This window comes from Pseudarthrobacter sp. (assembly GCF_036675385.1).
In the GTDB taxonomy this organism is placed as follows: Bacteria; Actinomycetota; Actinomycetes; order Actinomycetales; family Micrococcaceae; genus Arthrobacter.
Genome location: NZ_JAKFFD010000136.1, coordinates 20710 through 42606 on the forward strand (window position 1 = coordinate 20710; position 21897 = coordinate 42606).

21 protein-coding genes are annotated in these 21897 nt (G+C 66.2%); 14 read left to right on the top strand and 7 right to left on the bottom strand.

All coding sequences use genetic code 11. The features are described 5' to 3' along the window. The first annotated feature begins 154 nt into the window (after positions 1-154). The 3 genes from V6M49_RS10570 to V6M49_RS10580 all read left to right on the top strand — a co-directional run bounded on the left by V6M49_RS10570 (position 155) and on the right by V6M49_RS10580 (position 2282). Positions 155-868 carry an AfsR/SARP family transcriptional regulator gene (locus V6M49_RS10570; protein WP_141139388.1) on the top strand — a complete coding sequence of 238 codons (714 nt, stop codon included), beginning with the start codon at positions 155-157 and terminating at the stop codon, positions 866-868. A gap of 30 nt (positions 869-898) precedes the next feature. Next, positions 899-1576 carry a hypothetical protein gene (locus V6M49_RS10575; protein WP_332761079.1) on the top strand — a complete coding sequence of 226 codons (678 nt, stop codon included), beginning with the start codon at positions 899-901 and terminating at the stop codon, positions 1574-1576. Between the two features lie 88 nt (positions 1577-1664). Beyond that, positions 1665-2282, top strand: a complete 618-nt coding sequence (locus V6M49_RS10580; protein WP_141139386.1) for a DedA family protein — start codon at positions 1665-1667, stop codon at positions 2280-2282. Between the two features lie 113 nt (positions 2283-2395). Here V6M49_RS10580 and V6M49_RS10585 read toward each other — a convergent pair whose 3' ends face one another. Then, on the bottom strand, positions 2396-2701 hold the full coding sequence (locus V6M49_RS10585) for a hypothetical protein (RefSeq protein ID WP_058930109.1): 306 nt from the start codon (positions 2699-2701) through the stop codon (positions 2396-2398). Between the two features lie 199 nt (positions 2702-2900). Here V6M49_RS10585 and V6M49_RS10590 point away from each other — a divergent pair, with 199 nt between their 5' ends. Next, a complete protein-coding gene (locus V6M49_RS10590; protein WP_332761080.1) occupies positions 2901-3407 on the top strand; it encodes a hypothetical protein in 507 nt (168 codons plus the stop codon). A gap of 51 nt (positions 3408-3458) precedes the next feature. On the opposite strand, the gene ppc is transcribed toward V6M49_RS10590, so the two are convergent. Both ppc and V6M49_RS10600 read right to left on the bottom strand, forming a co-directional pair. Beyond that, positions 3459-6281, bottom strand: a complete 2823-nt coding sequence (gene ppc, locus V6M49_RS10595) for a phosphoenolpyruvate carboxylase (RefSeq protein ID WP_332761081.1) — start codon at positions 6279-6281, stop codon at positions 3459-3461. 152 nt (positions 6282-6433) lie between these two features. Next, on the bottom strand, positions 6434-7114 hold the full coding sequence (locus tag V6M49_RS10600; RefSeq protein WP_332761082.1) for an NADPH-dependent F420 reductase: 681 nt from the start codon (positions 7112-7114) through the stop codon (positions 6434-6436). A 212-nt stretch (positions 7115-7326) separates the two neighbouring features. Here V6M49_RS10600 and V6M49_RS10605 point away from each other — a divergent pair, with 212 nt between their 5' ends. Continuing rightward, positions 7327-8154: a DUF1684 domain-containing protein gene (locus V6M49_RS10605; protein WP_332761083.1), complete on the top strand. Its 828-nt coding sequence runs from the start codon at positions 7327-7329 to the stop codon at positions 8152-8154. 82 nt (positions 8155-8236) lie between these two features. Here the strand turns inward: V6M49_RS10605 and V6M49_RS10610 are convergent, their stop codons facing one another. Both V6M49_RS10610 and V6M49_RS10615 read right to left on the bottom strand, forming a co-directional pair. Next, on the bottom strand, positions 8237-9517 hold the full coding sequence (locus V6M49_RS10610; RefSeq protein WP_442959714.1) for an acyl-CoA dehydrogenase family protein: 1281 nt from the start codon (positions 9515-9517) through the stop codon (positions 8237-8239). Then, the gene (locus V6M49_RS10615) at positions 9514-10338 is read right to left on the bottom strand and encodes an SDR family NAD(P)-dependent oxidoreductase (RefSeq protein WP_332761084.1); all 825 of its coding nucleotides are present in this window, start codon (positions 10336-10338) and stop codon (positions 9514-9516) included. Before V6M49_RS10615 ends, V6M49_RS10610 begins: the two co-directional genes overlap by 4 nt. 103 nt (positions 10339-10441) lie before the next feature. Between V6M49_RS10615 and V6M49_RS10620 the strand changes: the two genes are divergently transcribed. The 4 genes from V6M49_RS10620 to V6M49_RS10635 all read left to right on the top strand — a co-directional run bounded on the left by V6M49_RS10620 (position 10442) and on the right by V6M49_RS10635 (position 15567). After that, entirely contained in the window at positions 10442-11605 is a 1164-nt protein-coding gene (locus V6M49_RS10620; protein ID WP_332761085.1) for a glycoside hydrolase family 76 protein, read from the top strand. A 168-nt stretch (positions 11606-11773) separates the two neighbouring features. Next, a complete protein-coding gene (locus V6M49_RS10625; RefSeq protein WP_332761086.1) occupies positions 11774-12826 on the top strand; it encodes an iron ABC transporter substrate-binding protein in 1053 nt (350 codons plus the stop codon). A 39-nt stretch (positions 12827-12865) separates the two neighbouring features. Next, complete coding sequence (locus V6M49_RS10630; RefSeq protein WP_104062708.1) at positions 12866-14404, top strand: ABC transporter permease; 1539 nt, start codon at positions 12866-12868, stop codon at positions 14402-14404. Then, positions 14401-15567 carry an ABC transporter ATP-binding protein gene (locus V6M49_RS10635; RefSeq protein WP_210412391.1) on the top strand — a complete coding sequence of 389 codons (1167 nt, stop codon included), beginning with the start codon at positions 14401-14403 and terminating at the stop codon, positions 15565-15567. Before V6M49_RS10630 ends, V6M49_RS10635 begins: the two co-directional genes overlap by 4 nt. 44 nt (positions 15568-15611) lie before the next feature. On the opposite strand, the gene V6M49_RS10640 is transcribed toward V6M49_RS10635, so the two are convergent. Continuing rightward, on the bottom strand, positions 15612-16211 hold the full coding sequence (locus tag V6M49_RS10640; RefSeq protein ID WP_332761087.1) for a YdeI/OmpD-associated family protein: 600 nt from the start codon (positions 16209-16211) through the stop codon (positions 15612-15614). 77 nt (positions 16212-16288) lie between these two features. Here V6M49_RS10640 and V6M49_RS10645 point away from each other — a divergent pair, with 77 nt between their 5' ends. The 5 genes from V6M49_RS10645 to tgt all read left to right on the top strand — a co-directional run bounded on the left by V6M49_RS10645 (position 16289) and on the right by tgt (position 21072). Then, a complete protein-coding gene (locus V6M49_RS10645; protein WP_332761088.1) occupies positions 16289-17056 on the top strand; it encodes a VOC family protein in 768 nt (255 codons plus the stop codon). A gap of 155 nt (positions 17057-17211) precedes the next feature. Further along, entirely contained in the window at positions 17212-17751 is a 540-nt protein-coding gene (locus tag V6M49_RS10650) for an NUDIX hydrolase family protein (RefSeq protein WP_056349560.1), read from the top strand. 86 nt (positions 17752-17837) lie between these two features. Continuing rightward, complete coding sequence (locus V6M49_RS10655) at positions 17838-18890, top strand: DUF6707 family protein (protein ID WP_332761089.1); 1053 nt, start codon at positions 17838-17840, stop codon at positions 18888-18890. 61 nt (positions 18891-18951) lie between these two features. Then, positions 18952-19677: an SRPBCC family protein gene (locus V6M49_RS10660; RefSeq protein WP_141139375.1), complete on the top strand. Its 726-nt coding sequence runs from the start codon at positions 18952-18954 to the stop codon at positions 19675-19677. A gap of 33 nt (positions 19678-19710) precedes the next feature. Then, positions 19711-21072, top strand: a complete 1362-nt coding sequence (gene tgt, locus V6M49_RS10665) for a tRNA guanosine(34) transglycosylase Tgt (RefSeq protein WP_332761090.1) — start codon at positions 19711-19713, stop codon at positions 21070-21072. Between the two features lie 28 nt (positions 21073-21100). Here tgt and V6M49_RS10670 read toward each other — a convergent pair whose 3' ends face one another. Beyond that, complete coding sequence (locus V6M49_RS10670; protein ID WP_141139373.1) at positions 21101-21817, bottom strand: queuosine precursor transporter; 717 nt, start codon at positions 21815-21817, stop codon at positions 21101-21103. Positions 21818-21897: the final 80 nt, after the last annotated feature.

A 21897-nucleotide genomic window follows, 5' to 3' on the forward strand; every position in this document is an offset into this window, starting at 1 on the left:
CCGGCGCCATATGGATTGACGGGCATGTGGACCTATTCCCGGTATATCACCCCAAAAACCCCCTCTTTCTAAATTGGCTTGACTTGATGCGCCCCAGTGCCACGATGGTTATCTGGGGTATCGCGTGTTGTCCGGTCGGTTGAAGGGGATAGGCATGACGGTGGCTCTCGCACAGGATTGGCATTTAAGCCTGCTGGGGGCCTGGCGGTTGCGCCGCGGCAGCAATACCGTGACGGTGGCCAGCCGGGAACAGCGGCTCATCGCCTGTGTGGGACTCCTGGGCTGCAGGCACCGGAGTTTCCTGGCCGGCCTGCTGTGGCCCAAAAGCAGCGAAACGCAGGCAGCCGGGAACCTGCGCACCACCGTCTGGTGCATCTCCCACGCCTTCCCGCACCTTCTCCGGACCGGCCCGGACACTCTGGAGCTTCACGAGGGGGTCAGGGTCGATGTCACGGCATTGCAGCACCACGTCGCCACCCTGCAGTCGCAGCCTGAAGCCCGGATTCCTGACAGCTATCTGGACGACTTGAGCCGCGCTGACCTGCTTCCCGGCTGGTACGACGACTGGGTGGTCTTCGAACAGGAGCGGCTGCGGCAGTTGCGCCTCAGCGCGCTGGAGCTCATGGCACGGCAGCATCTGGCGGCTGGCGAACCCGGCGGAGCTGTCATCGCGGCGTTGTCTGCGGCAAGCATCGAACCGCTGAGGGAATCGGCCCATCTGCTGCTGGTCCAGGCCCATCTGGCCGCCGGGAACCGGGCCGCCGCGGTCCGCGCCTACACCATGTTTGCCAGCCGCCTGGAGGGCGAACTCGGCGTCCTGCCCTCAAGCCAGCTGAGCGAGCTTGTGTCCGCGTTCCATCCGCACTGATCAAGCATCTGCACTGATCGAGGAATCATCATGGATACCCTCATCGAAATCCCCGGAGACCGCACGGCTGCCAAGTTCGCCTACGCGGCCGCCGGCCTGGGCGTCGTAGGCGTGGCAACACTGGGCGCCATGTACGCCATCGAAGTGCCAAAGAACGGACCCTACGTCTTCGGCACCATCAACGATGCCACCGGCGGCGTCTTCCAGTTGGTGATCATTCCGGTGATTGTCCAGGTTCACCGGCGCCTGCGCCGCACACCCGGCTCCGAGGCCGCCAAATGGCTGGTGATCGGGGCCAGCGGCGCAGGATCAGCGAGCTCCTTCCTCCTGGTCGCGAAGAAGCTCGATTTCACGGTGTCCACTGGCATCTCGGTGGGGGCCATGGTGGTCCAGGCCGGCTGGTTCCTGCTGGCCCACCGGGCACTGCTCAAGAGGGGCAGCTACCCCCGGGATCTCGCGAAGCTGGGACAGTTCATTGGCGGCGCCTTGGTGGTGGCGTTGCCCCTGGCGGCGCTGACCGCGGTGGAACAGGCGCCGGCCTGGATCCGCTGGGGCATCGGCGGGGCGGGAATAGCCTTTGGCGCCACAGCGTGGGTCGCCTGGCCGTACTGGTATTTCCTCGCGGCCGGGCACCTCAGCCACGCCCCCAGGGAAGTTCCCGGCGGAGCCCCAGGTCCACGCCGTCGGAACATCGGCAGCGGGTACTGAAGCACTTGCTGAACCCAACGCCCGGCAAGTCCGTGCCGCCGGCCGGCTCAGGCCGTGCTGCCGCGCAAAAATGCGGTACTTTGTGGCCATGGACTTTGGCAACGCCGACAGCTGGGGGGCGGCGATCTACTTCTGGATCATCCCTGTGGTCCTCGGCGATGCCATCTTCCCGCCCATCCCCTCAGAGATGGTGGTGATTACCGGCGGCGCCCTCTCGGCCGACGGCCGGGCCAACGTCTTCCTGGTGGGGGCACTGTCCGCGGTAGCCTCCTGGGCCGGCGATATGGTGGTATTCCAGCTCTTCAAGCGCCGGCTCAGCCACGTCCTGGACCGCTGGCGCTGGGGCCGGAAAGTCCACCACGGCATCCATGCGGCCATCGCCAGGGCCGGCCGCTCCTCCACCTACGGAGCCATCATCGGCGCCCGCTTCATCCCCGGCGGGCGGCTGGCGACGTCGGCGGCTTCGGGCATTGCCGACGTTTCGGCCCGGGGTTTCAGCCTGTGCGCCGGCCTCGGCGCGGTCCTCTGGGCCAGCTGGCTGGTGGGCTTGGGCTACTTCACGGGATCGGCAACCAAGCTGCCGTTCTGGGCGAGTTCGCTGATAGGCGTGGTGCTGGGCCTGGTGATCGGCGCCGCCGTCGGCATCATTGTCACCCGCCGGCGCGGCACTCGCTCACCGGTGGACGAGCCTGCCCCCGGCGAGTGAGCATGCGGCCGGTGATTGAGCCTCGAAATCGGGTCTCGCTCCCCAACCGCTCCCTAATCCTCGCAAGCTCGGACAGGGAACCCTGCGGTCGTGGGCCCAGCTCGACCACCAGTTCAAACGGGCGCCCAGCGGCCGCGGTTGCGGCGGAGCACCGTCAGTGAGCCGGTGAGCGCAACGCGTTCGACGGCGTCGCGCATCATCGCTGCCGATTCGCGCGCCTGCTGGTTCTCACCGCTGTATTCGGTCGCCTCCACAAGGAAGCGGAGGTTCAGTTGGGGGACGCCGGCGGCAAGTTCGATCTGGTTTGATTCCACATGGTGACGGGTCTCCAACGCCTCGACCGCGGCGGCCATCACGGCTTCCGGCGGGTTGCCAGGCTTCAGTCCGGTGATTTTCAGGCGGGTCTGGAACGAAGGCATGCGTCAACCCTAATACGGGGTGTTCCTGGTCCCTTCCCTGTGGGATAGCGGGACAGCGCCAGCGGCAGGCAAAGAACCTCAAGCAGCTGCCGAGGTCTGTCAGGAACCGCACCACCATGGTTTTCCGCGCGGGACAGGACTAGGATGTGGCCGCGGTCTCATAGTCACACCTGACAATCATCAAGAAAGAAGACCGAACATGAGACGGACCACAATGCGAGTGATTGCGGCGGTATCGGCAGGCATGTTGGCATCAATGTTAGGGATCGGCGTCGCTTCCGCCGACAGCCGGAATGCCCTGGCCGAAGTGCGACAGGCCACAACCCAATATCACGACGTTAGTGCGGCCATTGCCGCGGGCTACCAGCCCGTGGGTGAGTGCGTTCCAGGCATGGGCTTTCACTACGTCAACTTCAGTCAGTTCGGTCAGATGGATCCATTGGTCCCGGACGCACTGACGTATGCAGCGAACAAAACGGGCCAGCTCAGACTGGTCGCAGCGGAGTGGTTTAAGGTCGACGCCGACCAGGACCTGGCGACCGACACAGACCGGCCGAGCATGTTCGGCAAGGCATTCGACGGACCAATGCTCGGGCACGCTCCCGGCATGCCGATCCACTACGACCTCCATGCATACCTGTGGCAAGGTAATCCGGACGGCGTCCTGGCAACCTACAACCCGAATGTTTACTGCCCCGAACCGTAAGAGCGATCCGTTCGGCGAGGTCAGCGGGCTGCTGGCTGTGCAACATGGGTCCTATCCCGTGTTGCGCAGGCCGGCCGCCACCCCGTTGACGGTGATCAGCATGGCCCGCTGGAGCCGTTCGTCGATCTCGGCGCCGCTGATGCTCCCGCCTTCGGCGTTCTGGGCAGCCCGCACGCGGCGAAGCAACTCCACCTGCAGGTAACTGATGGGGTCCAGGTACTGGTCCCGGATCTCCAGCGACCGCTTGAGCGTCGGCTGCGCGTCCAGGAGCACGTTCTCGCCAGTCAGGTTCTGGATCTCGGTGACCGTGAGTTCGTACTCTTCACGGATGGCCCGGAAAATGTGGTGCAGGTCCTCGGGAACCAGGGTGGCCACGTAGTACCCGGCGATGTCCATGTCCGTCTTGGCCAGCGTCATCTCCACGTTGGAAACAACGGACCGGAAGAAGTGCCAGTTCTCCATCATCTCCACGAGCTGCGCGGAGTTTCCGGCCTCGCGGGCAGCCTTCAGGCCCGAGCCCACACCGAACCAGCCCGGGACGATCTGCCGGGACTGGGTCCAGCCAAACACCCACGGGATGGCACGCAGGCCGCCAAGCCCCGCCCCGGAGTCCGGGCGTTTGGACGGGCGGGAGCCGATGTTCAGCGAGCCCAGCTGCTCCACCGGAGTGGAGGCCAGGAAGTACGCGGGCAGGTCAGGATGGTCGATCAGGTTCCGGTACCGGTCGAAGGCGCCGTCGGAGATGATTTCCATGACGTGCCCGTACCGTTCGCGCTGGTCGTCCGACGTGCGCGGATCCCGGTGCAGGGCCGAGCCCTGGAGCACTGCCGCGAGTGACAGCTCCAGGTTTTCCCGGGCCAACTCCGGCAGCGAGTACTTGTCCGAGATGACCTCGCCCTGTTCAGTGAACTTGATCTCGCCTTCCAGCACGCCGTTGGGCTGGGCCATGATGGCGTCGTAGGTGGGTCCGCCGCCGCGGCCCACGGAGCCGCCGCGGCCGTGGAACAACCGGACACGGACGCCATGCTTGGCCGCAACGTCGCGCAGGTTGCGCTGGGTCTTGTGGATCTCCCACTGGCTGGTCATCACGCCGGATTCCTTGTTGGAGTCCGAGTAGCCCAGCATGATTTCCTGGACGTCGCCGCGCAGCCGGACCAGGTCGCGGTAGGACGGAACGGACAGCAGCTGGTCCACGATCTCCGCCGAGGCACGCAGCTCCTCCACGGTCTCCAGAAGCGGCGCGAACCCGATCTTGGCGTAGGGGGCTTCGCCGAACAGGTTGATCAGGCCTGCCTCGCGGGCCAGCACGGCCGCGGCCAGGACGTCGTCCGCGCCGCGGGTCATGGAAATGATGTAGGTCTCGATGACGTCCGGACCGTACGTGCGCAGGGCACGGCGGATCTCACGGAAGACGTCGTACGTGCCGTCAGCGACGCCGTCGAGCTTAATCGGGTGGCCGGACAGCGGCCGGCGTGAGGCGAGCTCGGAGCCGAGCACCTCGAAGCGTTCCTCACGGCTCAGTTCGGCATAGCGGATGCCGGGGCCGCCCAGCCGGTCCATCAGCTGGCCGACGGCGTCGTGGTGGTGGTCGGCGTGCTCGCGGATGTCCAGGGTGGCCAGGTGCAGGCCGAAGGACGCGACGGCGCGGCGGACCCGGGCCAGGGCGCCGTCGGCAGCGAGCGACGCCGAGTGGTTGCGGAGGGACAGCTCCAGCAGTTCGAGGTCGTTGAGGAGTTCCTCGGTGGAACTGTAGTCACGGCCGTGCTCGTGCGTGGAGTCCGCGGCAACCCGCTTGCCCGTGTTGATGAGCTTGGCTTTGATGCAGGTGAGCTTGAGGCGGTAGGGCTCCTGGGCGTTGAGTTCCAGGACGCGCCGGTCCAGGCCCGGCAGCTTCTTCAGGTCCGCGTCGATGGAGTCCAGCAGGGTCTGGTCCGCGCCGGACAAGGCGGTGGAGTTGGACAGGATGGAGATCAGCTCGTCCATCATCGCGATGCTGATGCGGACGGCGTGCTGGTTCTGGATCTGCAGGATTTCCCGGGTGACCGCCGCCGTGACGTTGGGATTGCCGTCCCGGTCGCCGCCGATCCAGGACCCAAACCGGATGGGTGCGTCCTGGGACGAAAGGCTGACCCCGTGCTCACCGAGCAGTTCCGAGAAATCCGAGAGCATCTCGGGCATGGCGTCGGTCAGGATGCCGCCGAGGTAATAGATCGCGTTGCGGGCCTCGTCCACCGGGGTGGGGCGGACCTGGCGCAGTTCGTCGGTCTGCCACATCTGGTCGATGACCTCCGAAAGCTGGCGGTCCTGCCGGCGGCGCGCGGAGGTGCCTTCCTTCGTGGGCTCGGCCAGGACATCAGAGAGCTTACGGATCTTGTCAAGCACGGAACGGCGCGAAGCCTCGGTGGGGTGGGCCGTGAAGATGGGGCGGACGTCCAGCCCGTTGACCACTTCCTGCAGGACTTCGGGCCCCGCCTTGGCGGCGATTTCGGTGACGGCCTTGGCCAGCCACCCGTCCTTCTCCTGCCGGGTCCGCAGGCCGCGGACCCGATGGACCTGCTCGGCCGCGTTGGCAAGGTGGAAGTAGAACGCGAACGCACGCACCAGGTCTGTGGCCTGCTCGATCGGCAGGGAGCCGAGCAGTTCGCGGACCTGCTCGACGACGTCGTGGGCACTCCATGGGCCGGTGGCATCGGCACCGCCGCGGGCGGCTTCCTTGGACTCCTTGGTAAGGAGGCGGACCTGCTCCACCAGAGCAAGGAGTTCGGGGCCGTGCTGGCGGACCAGGGATTCACCCAGCAGCGTGGAGACGCGCCGGACGTCGGCCCTCAGTTCAGAGGCGAGGTCGGTTGAGGAGTTCATTGCAGTGTTAGCCATGGAAACTGTCTTTCGAGGGTTCGGACTTGGCTCGTACACTGCGCTGGATACTGTGAGCCACGTTACTAGCTATCGATGCTACCTGCACGGGATGGCGAAGGCGGAATCCGTCTCAGATATTGCGCAGGTCTCCGCCCCTGCCGCGCCGGACTTCAGCGGACGATCTTGAAATTGAAATCCGGAGTCCCCAGCACCGACCAGAGGCGCAGCCACACCGGGAGCATCATCTCCGCTCCCCGGGCGGTGGTGATGTCTCCGAGGTCAATAATATCGCGGTGGCCCAGCTCCCGGAGGAGCGCCGTCACGGTGTTCTTGGCACCGGCGTCGTCGCCGGAGACAAACACCGAGTGGTCCCCGCCGCCCAGCCGTCCGGGGTCAACCATCAGCCCTGCGTTCATGGTGTTCAGGGTTTTGACCACCCGCGCCTCCGGGAAGGCGTGCTGGATCCGTTCGGCGTTGCTGTCCGTGTTGACCGGGTTCAGCACCGGGGGCATGCCCTGGGAGAAGTCGAGCGGGTTGGAAACGTCCACCACCACTTTCCCCGACAGGTTGGCCGAACGCGCGGCACTGAGGGCACTGAGTGCGCCCGCTCCGTTTGTTGCATTGACGATCAGTTCCGCCGCGGCTGCTGCCTCCGCGAATGTTTCCAGGGCTATGTGCTGGTTCGCCGCGTGCCATTCGCTGAAGGGCGGGGTGCCCATGGCGTCCGGCGCGCTGCGGGCGAGAGTCTCCCCCGGGTCGCGGGTGCCCACCACCACGTCGTGTCCCAGCGCGGACAGCGCGCCTGCGAGGGTCCGGCCTGCGAAACCCGTGCCCAGGACCGCGATTTTCATGGTTCCTCCAAGGTCAGCCGTGGGAGTCCGGAAACGAGGTTCCGTCGCCTTCGACGTTACTCTCCGCCGCCGGCAAGACAAGGGCGGCGGCAGCAACGCGGCGCGAGGTCCGCGGTGCTCCGCGGCGGTCCGTGGTGGAATGGACAGCGTCCGCGCCGGGTTGTAAACCCTGACGTCGTAGCCGGGGAATCAGAACCCCTTTTGGAGGAACCATGGACACCACCGCAACCGCGCAGCTGGAACGCTGGCAGCGTTTCCGCACGAACCGGAACAAGGCCCTCGCCACCCGCCACGGCTGGCTGACGCTCACCTCCTTCCAGTGGCTGGAATCCCGGCCCGCCGGCGTCGAACTCGCCCCCGGCCTCTGGTCAACGGACGGCACGACGGCGACACTCACCGCTGCGGCGCACGACGGCCTGACGCTGGTGGAAACCGGCGAGCCCGTTGACGGGACCATTACCGCCTCCCTCGCCAACGAGGAATCCCTGATGTGGGTGCAGTTCGGCGGCGCGGACGGGCAGCAGGTAGTGGTGGAACTCGCCGTGCGCGCAGACCGGTACGCCATCCGAACCCGCGATTCCGGCTCGCCGGTGCTGACGGAGTTCGACGGCGTTCCCACCTTCGACTACAACCCGGACCTCGTGATTGAAGCAGCCTACGAGGCGTACCCGGAACCGGTGGCCGTCCCGATCGGAACGGCCAATCCGCTGGTGGACGGAGTCCATTATTCGGTGGGCGAACTGGTTTTCCGGCTGCCGGGAACCGACCATGAGTACCGGCTGCACGCCGAGGAGGAAAAACTGGGCGCGCTGACCATCACGTTCCATGACGGGACCAACGGCGAATCAACGGATGAGTGGCGGAAGGTATCCACGCCCCGGCCACGCATTGACGCGGCCGGAAAGGCCACGGTGGTCCTGGACTTCAACCGCGCCATCAACTACCCCAGCGCCTTCACCCCGTTCGGCACCTGCCCCATGCCCGTGAAAAACAACAGCCTCGATGCGAGAATCGAGGCCGGCGAAAAGCCTCCTCGCTGATTGAGCGCCGAGCCCGGTGATTGAGCCTGTCGAAATCCGACCCGCCCGGTGATTGAGCCTGTCGAAATCCTGGTCTCGCTGCCTAGACGATCGCTGAGACGCCGGTGACCGCCCGGCCCACAATGAGCGTGTTGATTTCGAACGAGCCCTCGTAGGTGTAGATGGCCTCGGCGTCGGCGAAGATTTTGGCCATCCGGTAGTCGGTCACGATGCCGTTGCCGCCCAGGAGGGACCGGCCCAGCGCCACTGTCTCGCGCATCCGGGCGCTGGTGTAGGACTTGGCGAGGGCCACCTGCGGCATGACCGCCACGCCGTCGTCCTGCAATTGGGCAATACGCGCCATCATGGCCATGCTGGCTACGGCGTTGCCCAGCATGGTGACCAGCTGCTGCTGGATGAGCTGGAATTTCGCCAGAGGCCGGCCGAACTGGTGGCGTTCGACGGCGTACTGCCGGGCGACGTCGAACGCCGCCAGCTGCTGCCCCACCGCCTGCCACCCCACCATGATCCGCGAACCGCGCAGGAGCTGGTTGGTGTCCTCGAAACTGCTGATGCCGGCGAATCGGTCGGCCTCGGCGACCTGGACATCCTTAAGCACAATGTCCGCGTTCTGCACGGTCCGGAGCGCAATCTTGTTCTCGATCCGGCTCCGGCTCACGCCCGGCAAGGAAGCATCAACGATGAACCCTCGGACCGCGCCCTGCCCGTTGGCAGCCACGGCCTCGTCCTTGGCCCACACGAGCATGTAGTCGCAGAACGTCCCGTTCCCGATCCAGCGCTTGGCGCCGTTGAGCACCCACGCGTCGCCGTCGTCGTCGGGCTCTCCCGTTGCGCTGGAGATGCGCCGGGCACTCGTTTCCATCCCGCCGGCGACGTCGGAACCGTGGCCGGGTTCGGTGAGCGCGAAGGCGCCCGTGATGCGCAGGCTTGAGGCGTCCGCCAGCAGCCGCTCTTTCTGGCCGGCCGAACCGAAACCGTAGAGCGACTCCACAAAAAGGTCGTGGTGGACCAGGAAAAATGTTGCGATCGAGGTATCCACGCGCGTCATCTCTGCGATGACCAGTCCGGCGAACAGGTTGCTGTAGCCGCGCTGCGCCGGTGTGCTCAGCTCCAGCGCGGCGAGCTTGGGCAGGATGTGCGCCGGGAACTCCGCCTTGTTCCACCAGTCCGACGCGTAGGGGGCGATCTCCGTGGCCAGAAACTCCCGCAGCTCGGCCAGCTTGGCCCGCTCCTTCGAGCTGAGGAGTGACTCGAACGCGAAAAAATCGGCGGTGGGCAGCTCGTCGATCGAGGGCTCAGTGGTGGAGGGCTCAGTGGCCGAGAGCTCAGTGGCGGAGGGCTCGGACGTGCCCGGCAGGCTCATTTCGGCCCCATTCGGATGGCACCGTCGAGCCGGATGGTTTCGCCGTTGATCATCGCATTTTCCACAATGTGGGCCACCAGACTGGCGTATTCGGCGGGCCGGCCAAGGCGCGACGGATGCGGGACCTGCCGCCCCAGCGAATCCTGCGCGTCCTGCGGGAGCGTTGCCATCATGGGTGTTTCGAAGATGCCCGGGGCGATGGTCACCACCCGCACCAGGGAGCGGGCCAGCTCACGGGCCAGCGGCAGCGTCATGGCGGCGACGGCGCCCTTGGAAGCGGCGTAGGCGGGCTGGCCGATCTGCCCGTCGAAAGCTGCCACGGAGGCGGTGTTGATGATGACGCCGCGTTCGGGGCCGCCGAGCTCAGTACTGACCGGTTCGGTGGATACCATGGCCGCGGCGGCCAGGCGCAGCACGTTGAACGTCCCGATGAGGTTGACCTGGATGACGCGGTTGAACGTGTCCAGCGGAAGGACGCCGTCCCTGCCCAGGACCTTGCCCGGCGTGGCGACGCCAGCGCAGTTCACAACAATGCGCAGCGGCCCCAGCGCCACGGCAGTGTCGACGGCGGCCTGCACCTCAGCCTCATTGGTGACGTCCGCGGGGACAAAGGCCGCTTGTGCCCCCGAACCGCCGGCGGCGTTCAGCGCTGCCACGTTCAGCGCTGAGGCGTTGAGCTCGGCGGCGTAGGCTGCACCGGCAGAGGACGGCAGGTCGATCAGCACCACCGAGGCACCGGCGTCGAACAGGCGCTTCGCTGTGGCAGCGCCGAGCCCGGAAGCCCCACCCGTAATCAGCGCGACAGTACCCAAGACGTCCATACATCCTCCTTGATGCGGCCCCAACACCATAAGACCGGCGCGGAACATTAGTTAGTGCATGTTAACTGAAAATCCTGTGGGCCGCACCCACTAGGCTGAACGGATGACCATGCCGGATGCCGAACCTGCCCACTGGCAGGACCGGGCCAACGTGGCGGCCCGCTCCGTCACCGGACTCTTCGGCCGGCGGCTGCTGTTCCTGCCGGGAACCCACCTGGCCGCCGTGCAATGGCCGTCAAAACACCTGAAGAACCTCCTCCACCCCTGGCACTACTGGTGGCAGGCGCACTACGTGGACTGCCTGGTGGATGCCGGGCGCCGCGAACTGGGCAACGGAGCCACCCCCGCCGCAAGGTTCAACGGCCCGGACCACCCCAGCGCCGGCAGACTCGCGTCCTGGCTGGTCACGGGCATCCGGCTGCGCAACGCCTTCACCTTCGTCAACAACTACTACGACGACATGGCCTGGCTGGCGCTGGCGACGCACCGTCTGCAAAGTCTGGCCGAGGAGACGCGGCAGCCCGGTCGCCGCCGGAACGCCAGGGTCCAGAAGACCCTCACCCTGCAGTTCGATTCCGCCTCCACCGATGACTTGGGCGGCGGGACTTTCTGGAGCAAAAAGCGCGACTTCAAGAACACCCCGGCCACCGCCCCCGTGGCGCTCTACTACGCCCGGACAGGCCAGCGAGCCAAGGCGCAGCGGCTGGTTGACTGGCTCAATGCCGTGCTCTTTGATGAGGCCCGGGGCCTCTATGTTGACGGGGCGCGGCTCAGCCCGGCCGGCGAAGTGCTGGTGGAGAACACCCTCTACACCTACAACCAAGGCCCCGTACTTGGAGCCTTGCTGGAGCTCGGCGGCGACGTCAACCTCGCCAGGGCCGCGGCACTGGTGGCCGCGGTCGCAAAGCGGCTCACCGTACCGGGGCAGCCCATCCTCCGCTGCGATGGAACGGGCGACGGCGGACTCTTCACCGGGATTCTCTGCCGGTACCTGGCACTCGCGGCCGTCGATGCCCGGCTCCCGGAGTCCGCCCGGAACACCGCGAAGGAGCTCGTGACAGCTACTGCCGAAGCCTTCTGGGCGGGCCGCCGGCCGGCCGGCCGCGGAGCGGCATCAGCCACGGCTGGGAACGTCCTGTTCTCCATCCACGCGGCACAACCGGCGGACACAACCTACCCGCCAGGTGCCGCCGTCGAACTTTCCACCCAGCTGCAGGCCTGGATGGCGCTGGAGGCCGCAGCGGCCATCCACAAAAGCCACGAATGAATTAGGGCACGCAACAGTTCCGTAATGCATGTGATCCTGATCACTTAAGGGCTGTGCCGCTTGGTGTCTTAGGTTTGGCTAACCTACAGTTTCTCGGGTGAGCCACCCCTTATCCCCAGCTCACCAGGACCGTCGGTCCACACACTTTTCCCCAGAAAGTAGCACTCAATGAAGATCCGCAACAGCGCTCTGGCCGGCATCGCACTCGCCGCCACCGCAGCCTTGGGACTGACCGCCTGCGGCGGCGGCACCCCGGCAGCCACCGGTTCCGCCTCTGCAGACGCCAAGGTGTCCGGTGAGATCACGGTCTACAACGCACAGCACGAATCCATGACCAAGGCCTGGGTGGAAGAGTTCACCAAGGAGACCGGCATCAAGGTGACCCTGCGCCAGGGCAAGGACACCGAGATGTCCAACCAGATCATCCAGGAGGGCGACAAGTCCCCGGCTGACGTCTTCATCACCGAGAACTCCCCCGCCATGACCCAGGTGGAAAACGCAGGCCTGTTCGCCGATCTCACCGACGAGGTCAAGAAGCAGGTTCCGGCCGAGTACCGCCCGTCCACCAACAAGTGGACCGGCGTCGCAGCCCGCTCCACCGTGTTCGTGTACAACAAGGAAAAGCTCACCGAAGATAAGCTGCCCAAGTCCCTCTCTGACCTGGCCGGTCCGGAGTGGAAGGGCCGCTGGGGCGCATCGCCGTCCGGCGCCGACTTCCAGGCGATCGTATCCGCCTACCTTGAACTCAAGGGCGAGGCCGAAACCGAGAAGTGGCTCACGGCCATGAAGGAAAACTTCAAGGGCTACCAGGGCAATGGTGCGGTCATGAAGGCTGTCAACGCCGGTGAAATCGAAGGTGGCGTTATTTACCACTACTACTACTTCGGTGACCAGGCCAAGACCGGCGAGAACTCCAAGAACGTGGCCAGCCACTACTTCAAGAACCAGGATCCGGGCGCGTTTGTCTCCGTATCAGGCGGTGGCGTGCTGAAGTCCTCCAAGAACAAGGCCGCTGCCGACGCGTTCCTCGCCTTCATCACGGGCAAGAAGGGCCAGGAGCAGCTGCAGACGGGCAAGGACTTCGAGTACACCGTGGGCGCCGGCGTGGCATCCAACGACAAGTTGGTGCCGCTGGCCGAACTTCAGGCACCGACAGTTGACTCCTCCAAACTGAACTCCAAGAAGGTCACGGAGCTGATGACCAAGGCCGGTCTGCTCTAGCTTTTGGTTTCAACCCCAGAACTAACCGCCAAAGCGGCGATGGCGGGCAAGGGCAACAGCCCTCGCCCGCCATTGGCGGTTGCGCTCCTGGCCACACTGCTGGCCCTGTTCGCCCTCATCCCGCTGGGCTATGTCATCTACATGACGGCGGTCACTGGCTGGGATACCAGCATTAAGCTGATCTTCCGCCCCCGGGTGGGCGAACTGCTGGTCAACACCCTCCTGCTGATGCTCATCGTGGTGCCCGCAACCCTGGTGGCGGGCGTGGGCGGCGCGTGGCTGGTGGAACGCACCAAGCTGCGGGGCCACAAGTGGTGGGCCGTGCTCCTGGCGGCGCCGCTGGCCATTCCCGCGTTTGTGAACAGCTACGCCTGGGTGTCCGCCATCCCTTCCCTGGAAGGCGTCTGGTCAGGCGCGCTGATCGCCACTCTGTCCTACTTCCCGCTGGTCTACATTCCGGCCGCTGCCACGCTCAGCCGGCTGGATCCGGCCATCGAGCAGTCGGCGGCGTCCCTGGGCCTGGGCCCCTGGCAGGTCTTCTTCCGCGTGGTGCTGCCCCAGCTGCGCATCGCCGTCACCGGCGGTGGCCTGCTGGTGGGCCTGCACCTGCTGGCCGAGTACGGCGCCTTCGCGATGATCCGCTTTGAGACGTTTACGACGGCGATCATGCAGCAGTACGCTTCCACGTTCAACGGCACGGCCGGAAACATGCTGGCCAGCGTCCTGGTGTTCTTCTGCCTGATACTCCTGGTGTTGGAGGTCCGTAGCCGCGGCACGGCCCGCTACGCGCGGATCGGCTCCGGCGCCCAGTCCAAGCCCCTGCGGCTCCCCCTGCACCGCTACCAGGTTCCCGCCCAGCTGGGACTGATGGCGCTCACTGGCCTGGCGTTCGGCCTGCCGCTGTGGTTTGTGATCCGCTGGATCGTGGCCGGCGGCGTCGAGATCTGGGACGTGGACGAGTTTGTCCCCGCACTGCTGCAGACCCTGGGGCTGGGCCTTGCCGGCGCAGTGGCCGCGACCGTCGTCGCCTTCCCCATGGCGTATCTGGCCGTCCGGCATCCAGGGTGGTTCAGCAAGTCCCTGGAGCTCTCCAACTACGTCACCAGTTCCATGCCCGGCATCGTGGTGGGTCTGGCCTTCGTCACCGTGGCCATCAACGTTGCCCCGGACATCTACCAGACCACCGGGCTGCTGGTAGCCGCATACGTGCTGCTGTTCATTCCGCGCGCGTTGGTGAACATCCGCGCCGGGCTGGCACAAGCCCCCAAGGAACTGGACGAAGCGGCCCGCGCCCTGGGCAGGTCTCCGTTCAATGCCTTCCTGAAGATCACGTTGCGCCTCACGGCTCCCGCGGCCGCCGGCGGCGCAGCGCTGGTGTTCCTCGCCGTCGTGACCGAACTGACCGCCACGCTGCTGCTCTCCCCCAACGGGACCAGAACCCTGGCCAGCGCGTTCTGGAGCAAGAGCAGCGAAATCGACTACGCCGGCGCAGCCCCGTATGCCCTGCTGATGATCCTGCTCTCGGCACCCATGACCTACCTTCTCTTCCAGCAGTCCAAGAAAGTGGCCGGACAGTGACCGAACAATCCCCCGCCAGGCTTCCGGAACCGCGGATCGCGCCGTCGGTGGCACCCACCACCAACAGCCATCTGCAGATCACCGACGTCACCAAGAACTTCGGTTCCCAGGCCGTCCTCAAAGGCGTCAACCTATCCGTGGCCAAGGGCGGGACCACCGCCATCGTGGGACCCTCCGGCTCGGGAAAAACCACCCTCCTGCGGCTGATCGCCGGCTTTGAACACCCCGCCACCGGCAGCATCTCACTCAACGGCACCAAAGTTGCGGGCGACGGCGTGTGGTTGCCTGCGCACAAGCGCCAGGTGGGGTACGTGGCTCAGGACGGGGCGCTTTTCCCGCACCTGACGGTGGGCCAGAACATCGCGTTCGGCCTGGACACGGCCAAGCTCGCGGGTGGCCGCCGCGGGGCCGCGGGCCGCATCAGCGAACTGCTGGACATGGTCTCCCTGGACGCCTCCATGGCCAAGCGGCGGCCGCACCAGCTCTCCGGCGGGCAACAGCAGCGTGTGGCCCTGGCCCGTGCACTAGCCCGCGAACCCGAACTGATGCTGCTGGACGAGCCCTTTTCAGCCCTGGACGCCGGCCTGCGCATGGCAACCCGGCGGGCCGTGGCCAAGGTCCTCAACAAAGCCGGCGTCACCACCGTCCTGGTCACCCACGACCAGGCCGAGGCCCTGTCCTTCGCGGACCAGGTGGCCGTGATGCGCGGCGGCAAGCTGGCCCAGATCGGCAACCCGTTTGTGGTTTATACCCGCCCCGCCGACCGCGCCACCGCGGAATTCCTGGGCGACGCCGTCATCCTGGACGCCTGGATGGAAGGCTCGCTTGCCACGTGCTCACTGGGCGAAGTTCCTGTCCGCCGCCCGCCGGCCCAGGGCCGGGTGCAGCTGATGCTGCGTCCTGAGCAGATCCGCATTGCCGAGGATGGCCCCATCCGCGGCGTGGTGGTGGACACCGACTACTTCGGCCCGGAAACCACCGTGCGCCTCAAACTCTCTGTGCCACCCGAACTGGCCGACCGCGCCGACCACCGCTACCCCGGCGGCGGCGAAGTCATCACCATCCGGCACTGGAACGCCTCCATTGCCCGGCCGGGAATGGAACTCTGCCTGCGGGTGGTGGGCGAAGCCGTCGCCTTCCCGCTGGACCCCGCTTGTGATTGAGCCCGTCGCGCACCGGTGATTGAGCCCGTCGAAATCCGCCGCTACTATCCTCCGGCGGGCTTCTTCTTCTGCGGATACGGTGCCTCGCCCCGGGCCAGCATTTCCACAAAGCCGGAGATTTTCCGTTCCCGCGTGGACGCCTGCTTCACGGAATTCGTCCGGTAAATCAGGGCATACCGGTTCACGGAGGTGAGGACGTCGAACATGGCCTGGGCCTCGGGGACGGCAGCGATGGCGGCGGCCAGATCCGGCGGGACTTCGGCCGATGCCTGCCCGGAATAGGCGATCTCCCAGCGCCCGTCCGCCTTGGCGGCGTCGACGGCGGCGCGGCCGGCGTCGGTCATTTTTCCCGCGGCTTCAAGCCGGGCAACATGCCCAACATTCCGGGCTGACCACGGACTCTTGAGGGTGCGGCGGGTCATGCGCTGGCTGTAGCTGTCGGCGTCGCGCTTAATCACCTGGCCATCGATCCACCCGAAGCACAGCGCCTCATCCAGTGCAGCGTCGTAGTCCAGTTCAGTGGTGTTGCCACCCTTTTTGTGCAGCACCAGCCACACGCCGGGGCTGGTGGCGTGGTGCTTTTCCAGCCACAGCCGCCACTCCGCCGCATCCGCTACCAGCAGTTCCTCGAGTTCAATGGCCATGGCCCTATTCTGCCCGCCTTCTGCTGGAAGTGGCATGATGGCGGTAGCCGACCTGTCCTGGTTTCGAGGAGGAACCCATGCTGCGTGTCAGACCCGTCCATTTCACCTCCCTGCCGGACAGTTGGGAACAGCTCCTGACTGCCCTGGGCCTGGCCAAGACCGTCGATGACGGCCCGTGGCGGGAGTTCGACGCCGGTTCCGGCCGGCTGGCCCTGCATGTGGCCGACACCGGCGCCACGGACGACGGCACCACTGCCTTGGGCGTGGAGGTGGGCGATCTGGCGGAATTCGCCCGGCGCACCGCCCTGGCCGCGGAGGAATCCGGGAACACGGTCGCCGAGCTCATCGCCGCCGACCACGGCGAGTCGTGCCGCGTCACCGGCCGGGACGGCTTCAGCTTCCTGGCGGACAAAGGCGCCCGGGAGACGAACGCGGCTGACGCTGATCCGGCGCTGACCGTCGTCGGGGTCTGGTTTACGGAGGATCCCGGCGCCGCCGCCGTGACGCTGCAGGACATCGGCGCCAGGTTCCGCCCCGTCCCGGACGCCGACGAAACCGCCGACTTTACCGCCAAGAACGGCGGGGTGCTGATGGTGCGGCCGGCATCCGGGCCACCGCGGTCCGGCCTGGGATTTGAGTACGACGGCGATCTGGGCGCCTTGCGGGACCGGCTCACCGCCGCCGGGCTGGACGTCAGCGAAACCGAAGAAGCCTTCGGCCGGACCCTGCACGTGGCCAACCCCGACGCCGCAGGCAGCGCAGGTACCGCCGACACAGCCGCAGCCACAACCGCCCCGCATGTCCCGCCCACCCTCTGGATCTCGCAGCGCCGCGCCGCGCCGTGATCCGCTTCATTCCGGACCGGGGTGCCCGGGCTGGCTCTGCGGATGAGCGGCCCGAGGGGTGACATTCCGGCGCTTTGGGGCGCTTTGGGCGCCGCTTTACGCTGATAGCTCACCCCTCAGCGGTCCGAGGCCGCCCGATGGGGTAGAACTTAACCATGAACGTTCGCACTCCTGACCCCAATCCCGGCTGGCTCTCCGAAGAAGACCTCTTTGAGGCCCGCGGGAGGCTCCCCATGATCTACGTGGAGGCCGTGCCGGTGAGGCTGGATCCGCTGGGTTTTGTGAACGAGGTTGGTACGCTGCTCCAGGCCGACGAGGACGGGAACATGATCCGGTCGCTGGTGTCTGGCCGCGTGATCTACCGCGAGACCATCCGCGCCGCGCTCCTGCGCCATATGGAAAAGGACCTGGGGCCGCTCGCCTTTCCGCAGCTCCCCATCAGCCCGGTCCCCTTCACGGTGGCCGAATACTTCCCGGCCCCGTCCCAGACCGGCTTCACCGACGACCGCCAACACGCCGTGTCCTTGGCGTATGTCATCCCCGTGACCGGCGAATGCGAACCCCGCCAGGACGCCCTGGAACTGACCTGGATGACCCCTGCGGAAGTGCTAAGCCCCGACGTCCAGCTCGAATTCAGCGGCGGCCGCGGCGCCCTGGTCCGCCAGGCGCTGGCCTTTGCGGGAGTGGGTCACTGACGCCCGCGGGTTCCCCGGCGTCCCCGACTTCCGGCGCCCCGCTTTGTAGACTGTAGGGCGGACCGCAAGAGAACTTAAGGACTCCCATGACCGAAACCCCAGCCGCCAGGCACTACAGCGAACAGCAGGCTGGATCTCTGACCACCGGCGATCAGCTCCTCCTCCCCGACGGTGAACGCACCGCCGAAATCCAGCACGTGGAGTTTGAACCGGATGATTTCGGGACCCCCGCGGTGGTCCTGGCAAACCTCACCGGCGGCGGCACCCTCCGCATCGCGGCCGGCTCCACCGTGAAGATCCTGGACACAACAGTCCGGGTCATCACGGTTCCGGACACCACCGTTCGGGGCGCCCCCGTTCAGGACACAACGCCCGACGCCGTCACGCAGCTTACGGTCGCGGCGCAACCCCCTGCCGAACAGCCCCAGCACACCGGCGAACCGGACGTTGCCCCGGCGGCTCCTGCCGTCGTCGTACCTCCCCCGCCGGCCATCCCGCCCGCGATAAGCGGCCCGTCCGCGGAAGAACTGGCGCTGATTCCGGCGCCGCAGGGCACACCCGAAGCGGTGGTGGAGGCTGCCGCGGAAGCCCACCCGGACGCCGTTGGCGTGCTGCTGCTGGCGGACAAGCTGGCCAAGGGCATCAACTTCAAGTCCGGCAGCTGCCTCAAGGACCTCAGCGACCTGGCCCACGAGCTGTTCATCACGCTCAAGGATCCGGACGGGGCGCTCACCGTGGCGGACCTGCTCAACGTCCTCCCGTTCGACGGCAACCCGGGCCGGTGGGCGTCCGTGGAGGCGTCGCTGGCGTTGTCCAGCTTCATCTGCCGCCAGGAGCGGCAGGAGGAGCGCGCCGAAGTCTATGAAAAGCTGCTGCGTTTGCCGGAAACCCAGGAAACGGACCCGTTCAAGGCGCGGATGAATGCCAAGGTGCGCCAGCGTTCGCTGAACGAACCCAACCTGTACGACAAAGAGATCTTCCGCTCGATCGACAACTCAAACCACGAGGCCGAGCGGGAGTGGCGGCTGCTGCGCCTCGAATCCCTGCTGTTCCTGCGCGCACACGGCGGGTCTGAGACGATCGGCGTCGGCGAGCTCCAGCGCCGGATCAGCAACGAACTCGAGGCTGTCCGGGCCTAAGCAGTCGGGGTGGGGGAATTGCCCCCTACCCGGGGCTGCGCCCGCGTTGTAGATTCGGGCTATGACGAACAATCTGAGCGTGGTGATAAATGCTGATGCGCCGCAGGTCTGGACCATGCTGCGTGAACCGGCCAAAGTTGCCCAGTGGCACGGCTGGGAGGCTGACGAACTGGCCGATGAGATTGACGGGATCTACTTCAGCAGCAACGTGGTTGAAGCCCCGGACCACACCAGCCTGACCACCAATGGCGGCGACGTTTTCGACCTGAAACCGGTGTCCGCGGGGACGCTGGTCAGTGTCACGCGGGCAGCCCTGGACCACAACTCTGAGTGGGCGGCCTGGGACGAGGACATCACCCAGGGCTGGCTGACGTTCCTGCAGCAACTCCGCTTCGCGCTGGAACACCACCCGCACGGCAAGCGGCATACGATGTTCTTCGAATTTCCCGGCGAGCCGGCTTCCGCCATCGAAAAGCTGGGATTGTCGGACGTGCCTGCGCCGGGTGAGACGTACAAGCTGACGCTGTCCACAGGCGAGGAGATCACCGGGAAGGTCTGGTTCCGCAGCAACCACCAGGTAGGGCTCACTGTCCACAGCTACGCGGAGCACGGGGACGGCCTGCTGATCGTGGCGGACCAGCCCGTCATTGAAGGGGTAAGGCCCCACGGTGGCGCCATGGTGATCGCGTCGACGTTCGATCTGGGTGCCCACAAACTGGAGTCGATCCGATCGCTCTGGGACAGTTGGCGGGCTGAGAACTACCCCACATCGGAAGCGGCCCACTGAGGGATCGGCGGCGTTTGCTGGCACACTGGAACCGTGCCAGCCAACCCCGCCCCCGCGCCATCCGTCTCCGTTTCGGCAGTCCCGGCTGACTCCGTCGCACCGGGAGCCTCGGCGGCGGCGGCCGGCTCCGCCGCTGCAGCCGACCAGTCGCAGTTCTCCTTCACCGTTGGCACCCGCCTTGCTGACAGCTGTGCGCCGTCGGCTGCGCAGGCAGCTGCCAACGGCGGAAAATTCCTGGGCCGCACGGGGACCATCACCACGCCCCATGGTGAGATCCGCACCCCGGCGTTCATCGCCGTCGGGACCAAGGCCACGGTGAAGTCCGTCCTGCCGGAATCCATGGCGGACCTCGGGGCGCAGGCGCTTCTGGCCAACGCCTACCACCTGTACCTCCAGCCCGGGGCGGACATCCTGGACGAGGCCGGCGGGCTGGGCGCGTTTATGAACTGGTCCGGGCCCACGTTCACGGACTCCGGCGGGTTCCAGGTGATGAGCCTGGGGTCCGGGTTCAAGAAGGTCATCGACATGAAGTCGGTCGACACCTCCGGGCCGGACGACGCCGTGGCTCCGGGCAAGGAACGCCTGGCCCACATCGACGACGACGGTGTCTGGTTCAAATCGCATCTCAACGGCGACCGCCACCGGTTTTCCCCCGAAATTTCGATGCAGGTCCAGCACCAGATCGGCGCGGACATCATGTTCGCCTTCGACGAGCTGACCACGCTGCAGAACTCCCGCGGCTACCAGGAGGAATCGCTGGAGCGCACGCGGTTGTGGGCCCTGCGCTGCCTGGAGGAGCATTTCCGGCTGACCACGTCTCGTGTGGGGAAGCCGTACCAGGCACTCTTTGGCGTGATCCAGGGTGCCCAGTATGAGGACCTGCGCCGGAAGGCGTGCCGGGACCTTGGCGCCATGGACTTCGATGGCTACGGCATCGGCGGGGCACTGGAGAAGGAAAACCTGGGCACGATTGTGCGCTGGTGCAACGAGGAACTGCCTGAGGACAAGCCGCGGCACCTGCTGGGCATCTCCGAGCCGGACGACATCTTCACGGCCATCGAGAACGGCGCGGACACCTTCGACTGCGTCTCCCCCACCCGCGTGGCCCGCAACTCCGCGTTCTACACGCCTGCCGGCCGCTTCAACCTCTCCGGCGCCAAGTACAAGCGCGACTTCGGCCCGCTCCAGGACGGCTGCGACTGCTACGCCTGCGCCAACTACTCGCGGGCCTACATCCACCACCTGTTCAAGGCCAAGGAAATGCTCTCGGCTACGCTGATCTCCATCCACAACGAGCGCTTTGTGGTGAAGATGGTGGACGATGCCCGGCTGGCCATCGAAGCCGGGTCCTTCTTCGAGTTCAAGGCCGAAACCCTGGCGCAGTACTACCGCTAAGTGCGTGCCCGGCCCGCTGCCCGCCCGTTCAGACCCCGTAGCTCGGTTCGCGCTTCTTGATCCAGCCGATCACGAGGGACGTTACCGGCACAAACAGGAACTCCACGAGTGTCTTGTAAACAAAGCCCACCACCACGTAGTTCAGGAACGTGCCGAAGTCCGTGATGCCGATGACGGAGGCGGCGATGCTGCAGAAAATCAGGGTGTCCACGAACTCGCCCGCGCCTGAGGAACCCATCAGCCGCGCCCAGAGTGACTTCTCCCCGGAGCGGGCCTTCATCTTCACCAGGATCCACGAGTTGATGGTCTGGCCGGCCAGGAATGCCAACAGCGAGGCGAGCACAATCTGCGGCACCGGACCAAGGGCCCCCTCAAGGGCGGCCTGCTTGGCCGTGCCGAAATCGTCATCAAAGCCGGGCAGTGCGATGATCACCCAGTAGCAAACCGAGGCGAAGACGGACAGTGCAAAGGTGGTGAAAATGGCCTTGCGCGCCACCTTGAAACCGTAGACCTCGCTGATGACGTCGCCCAGGATGTAGGCGAGCGGGAAGAGGAAGAAGCCGCCGTCGGTGATGATCGGACCGATCGCGACGCCCTTGGACGCCCCGATGTTGGACAGGATCAGCACCACGGCCATAAACGCCAGCATGATGCCGAAGTACGGCGAACCGATCGATGCGAATTTCGGCGCCGTCCGGGCGGAGTCGGCGATGGGCTGGGCGTCAGGGCCTGAGGAGGAAGGCATGGGGATTCCATTCGTAGTGGTTCGCTCGGCGTACCGTTCCCGCAACGAAAGTTGCGCGGGCCGCTGGCTGTATTAGCACT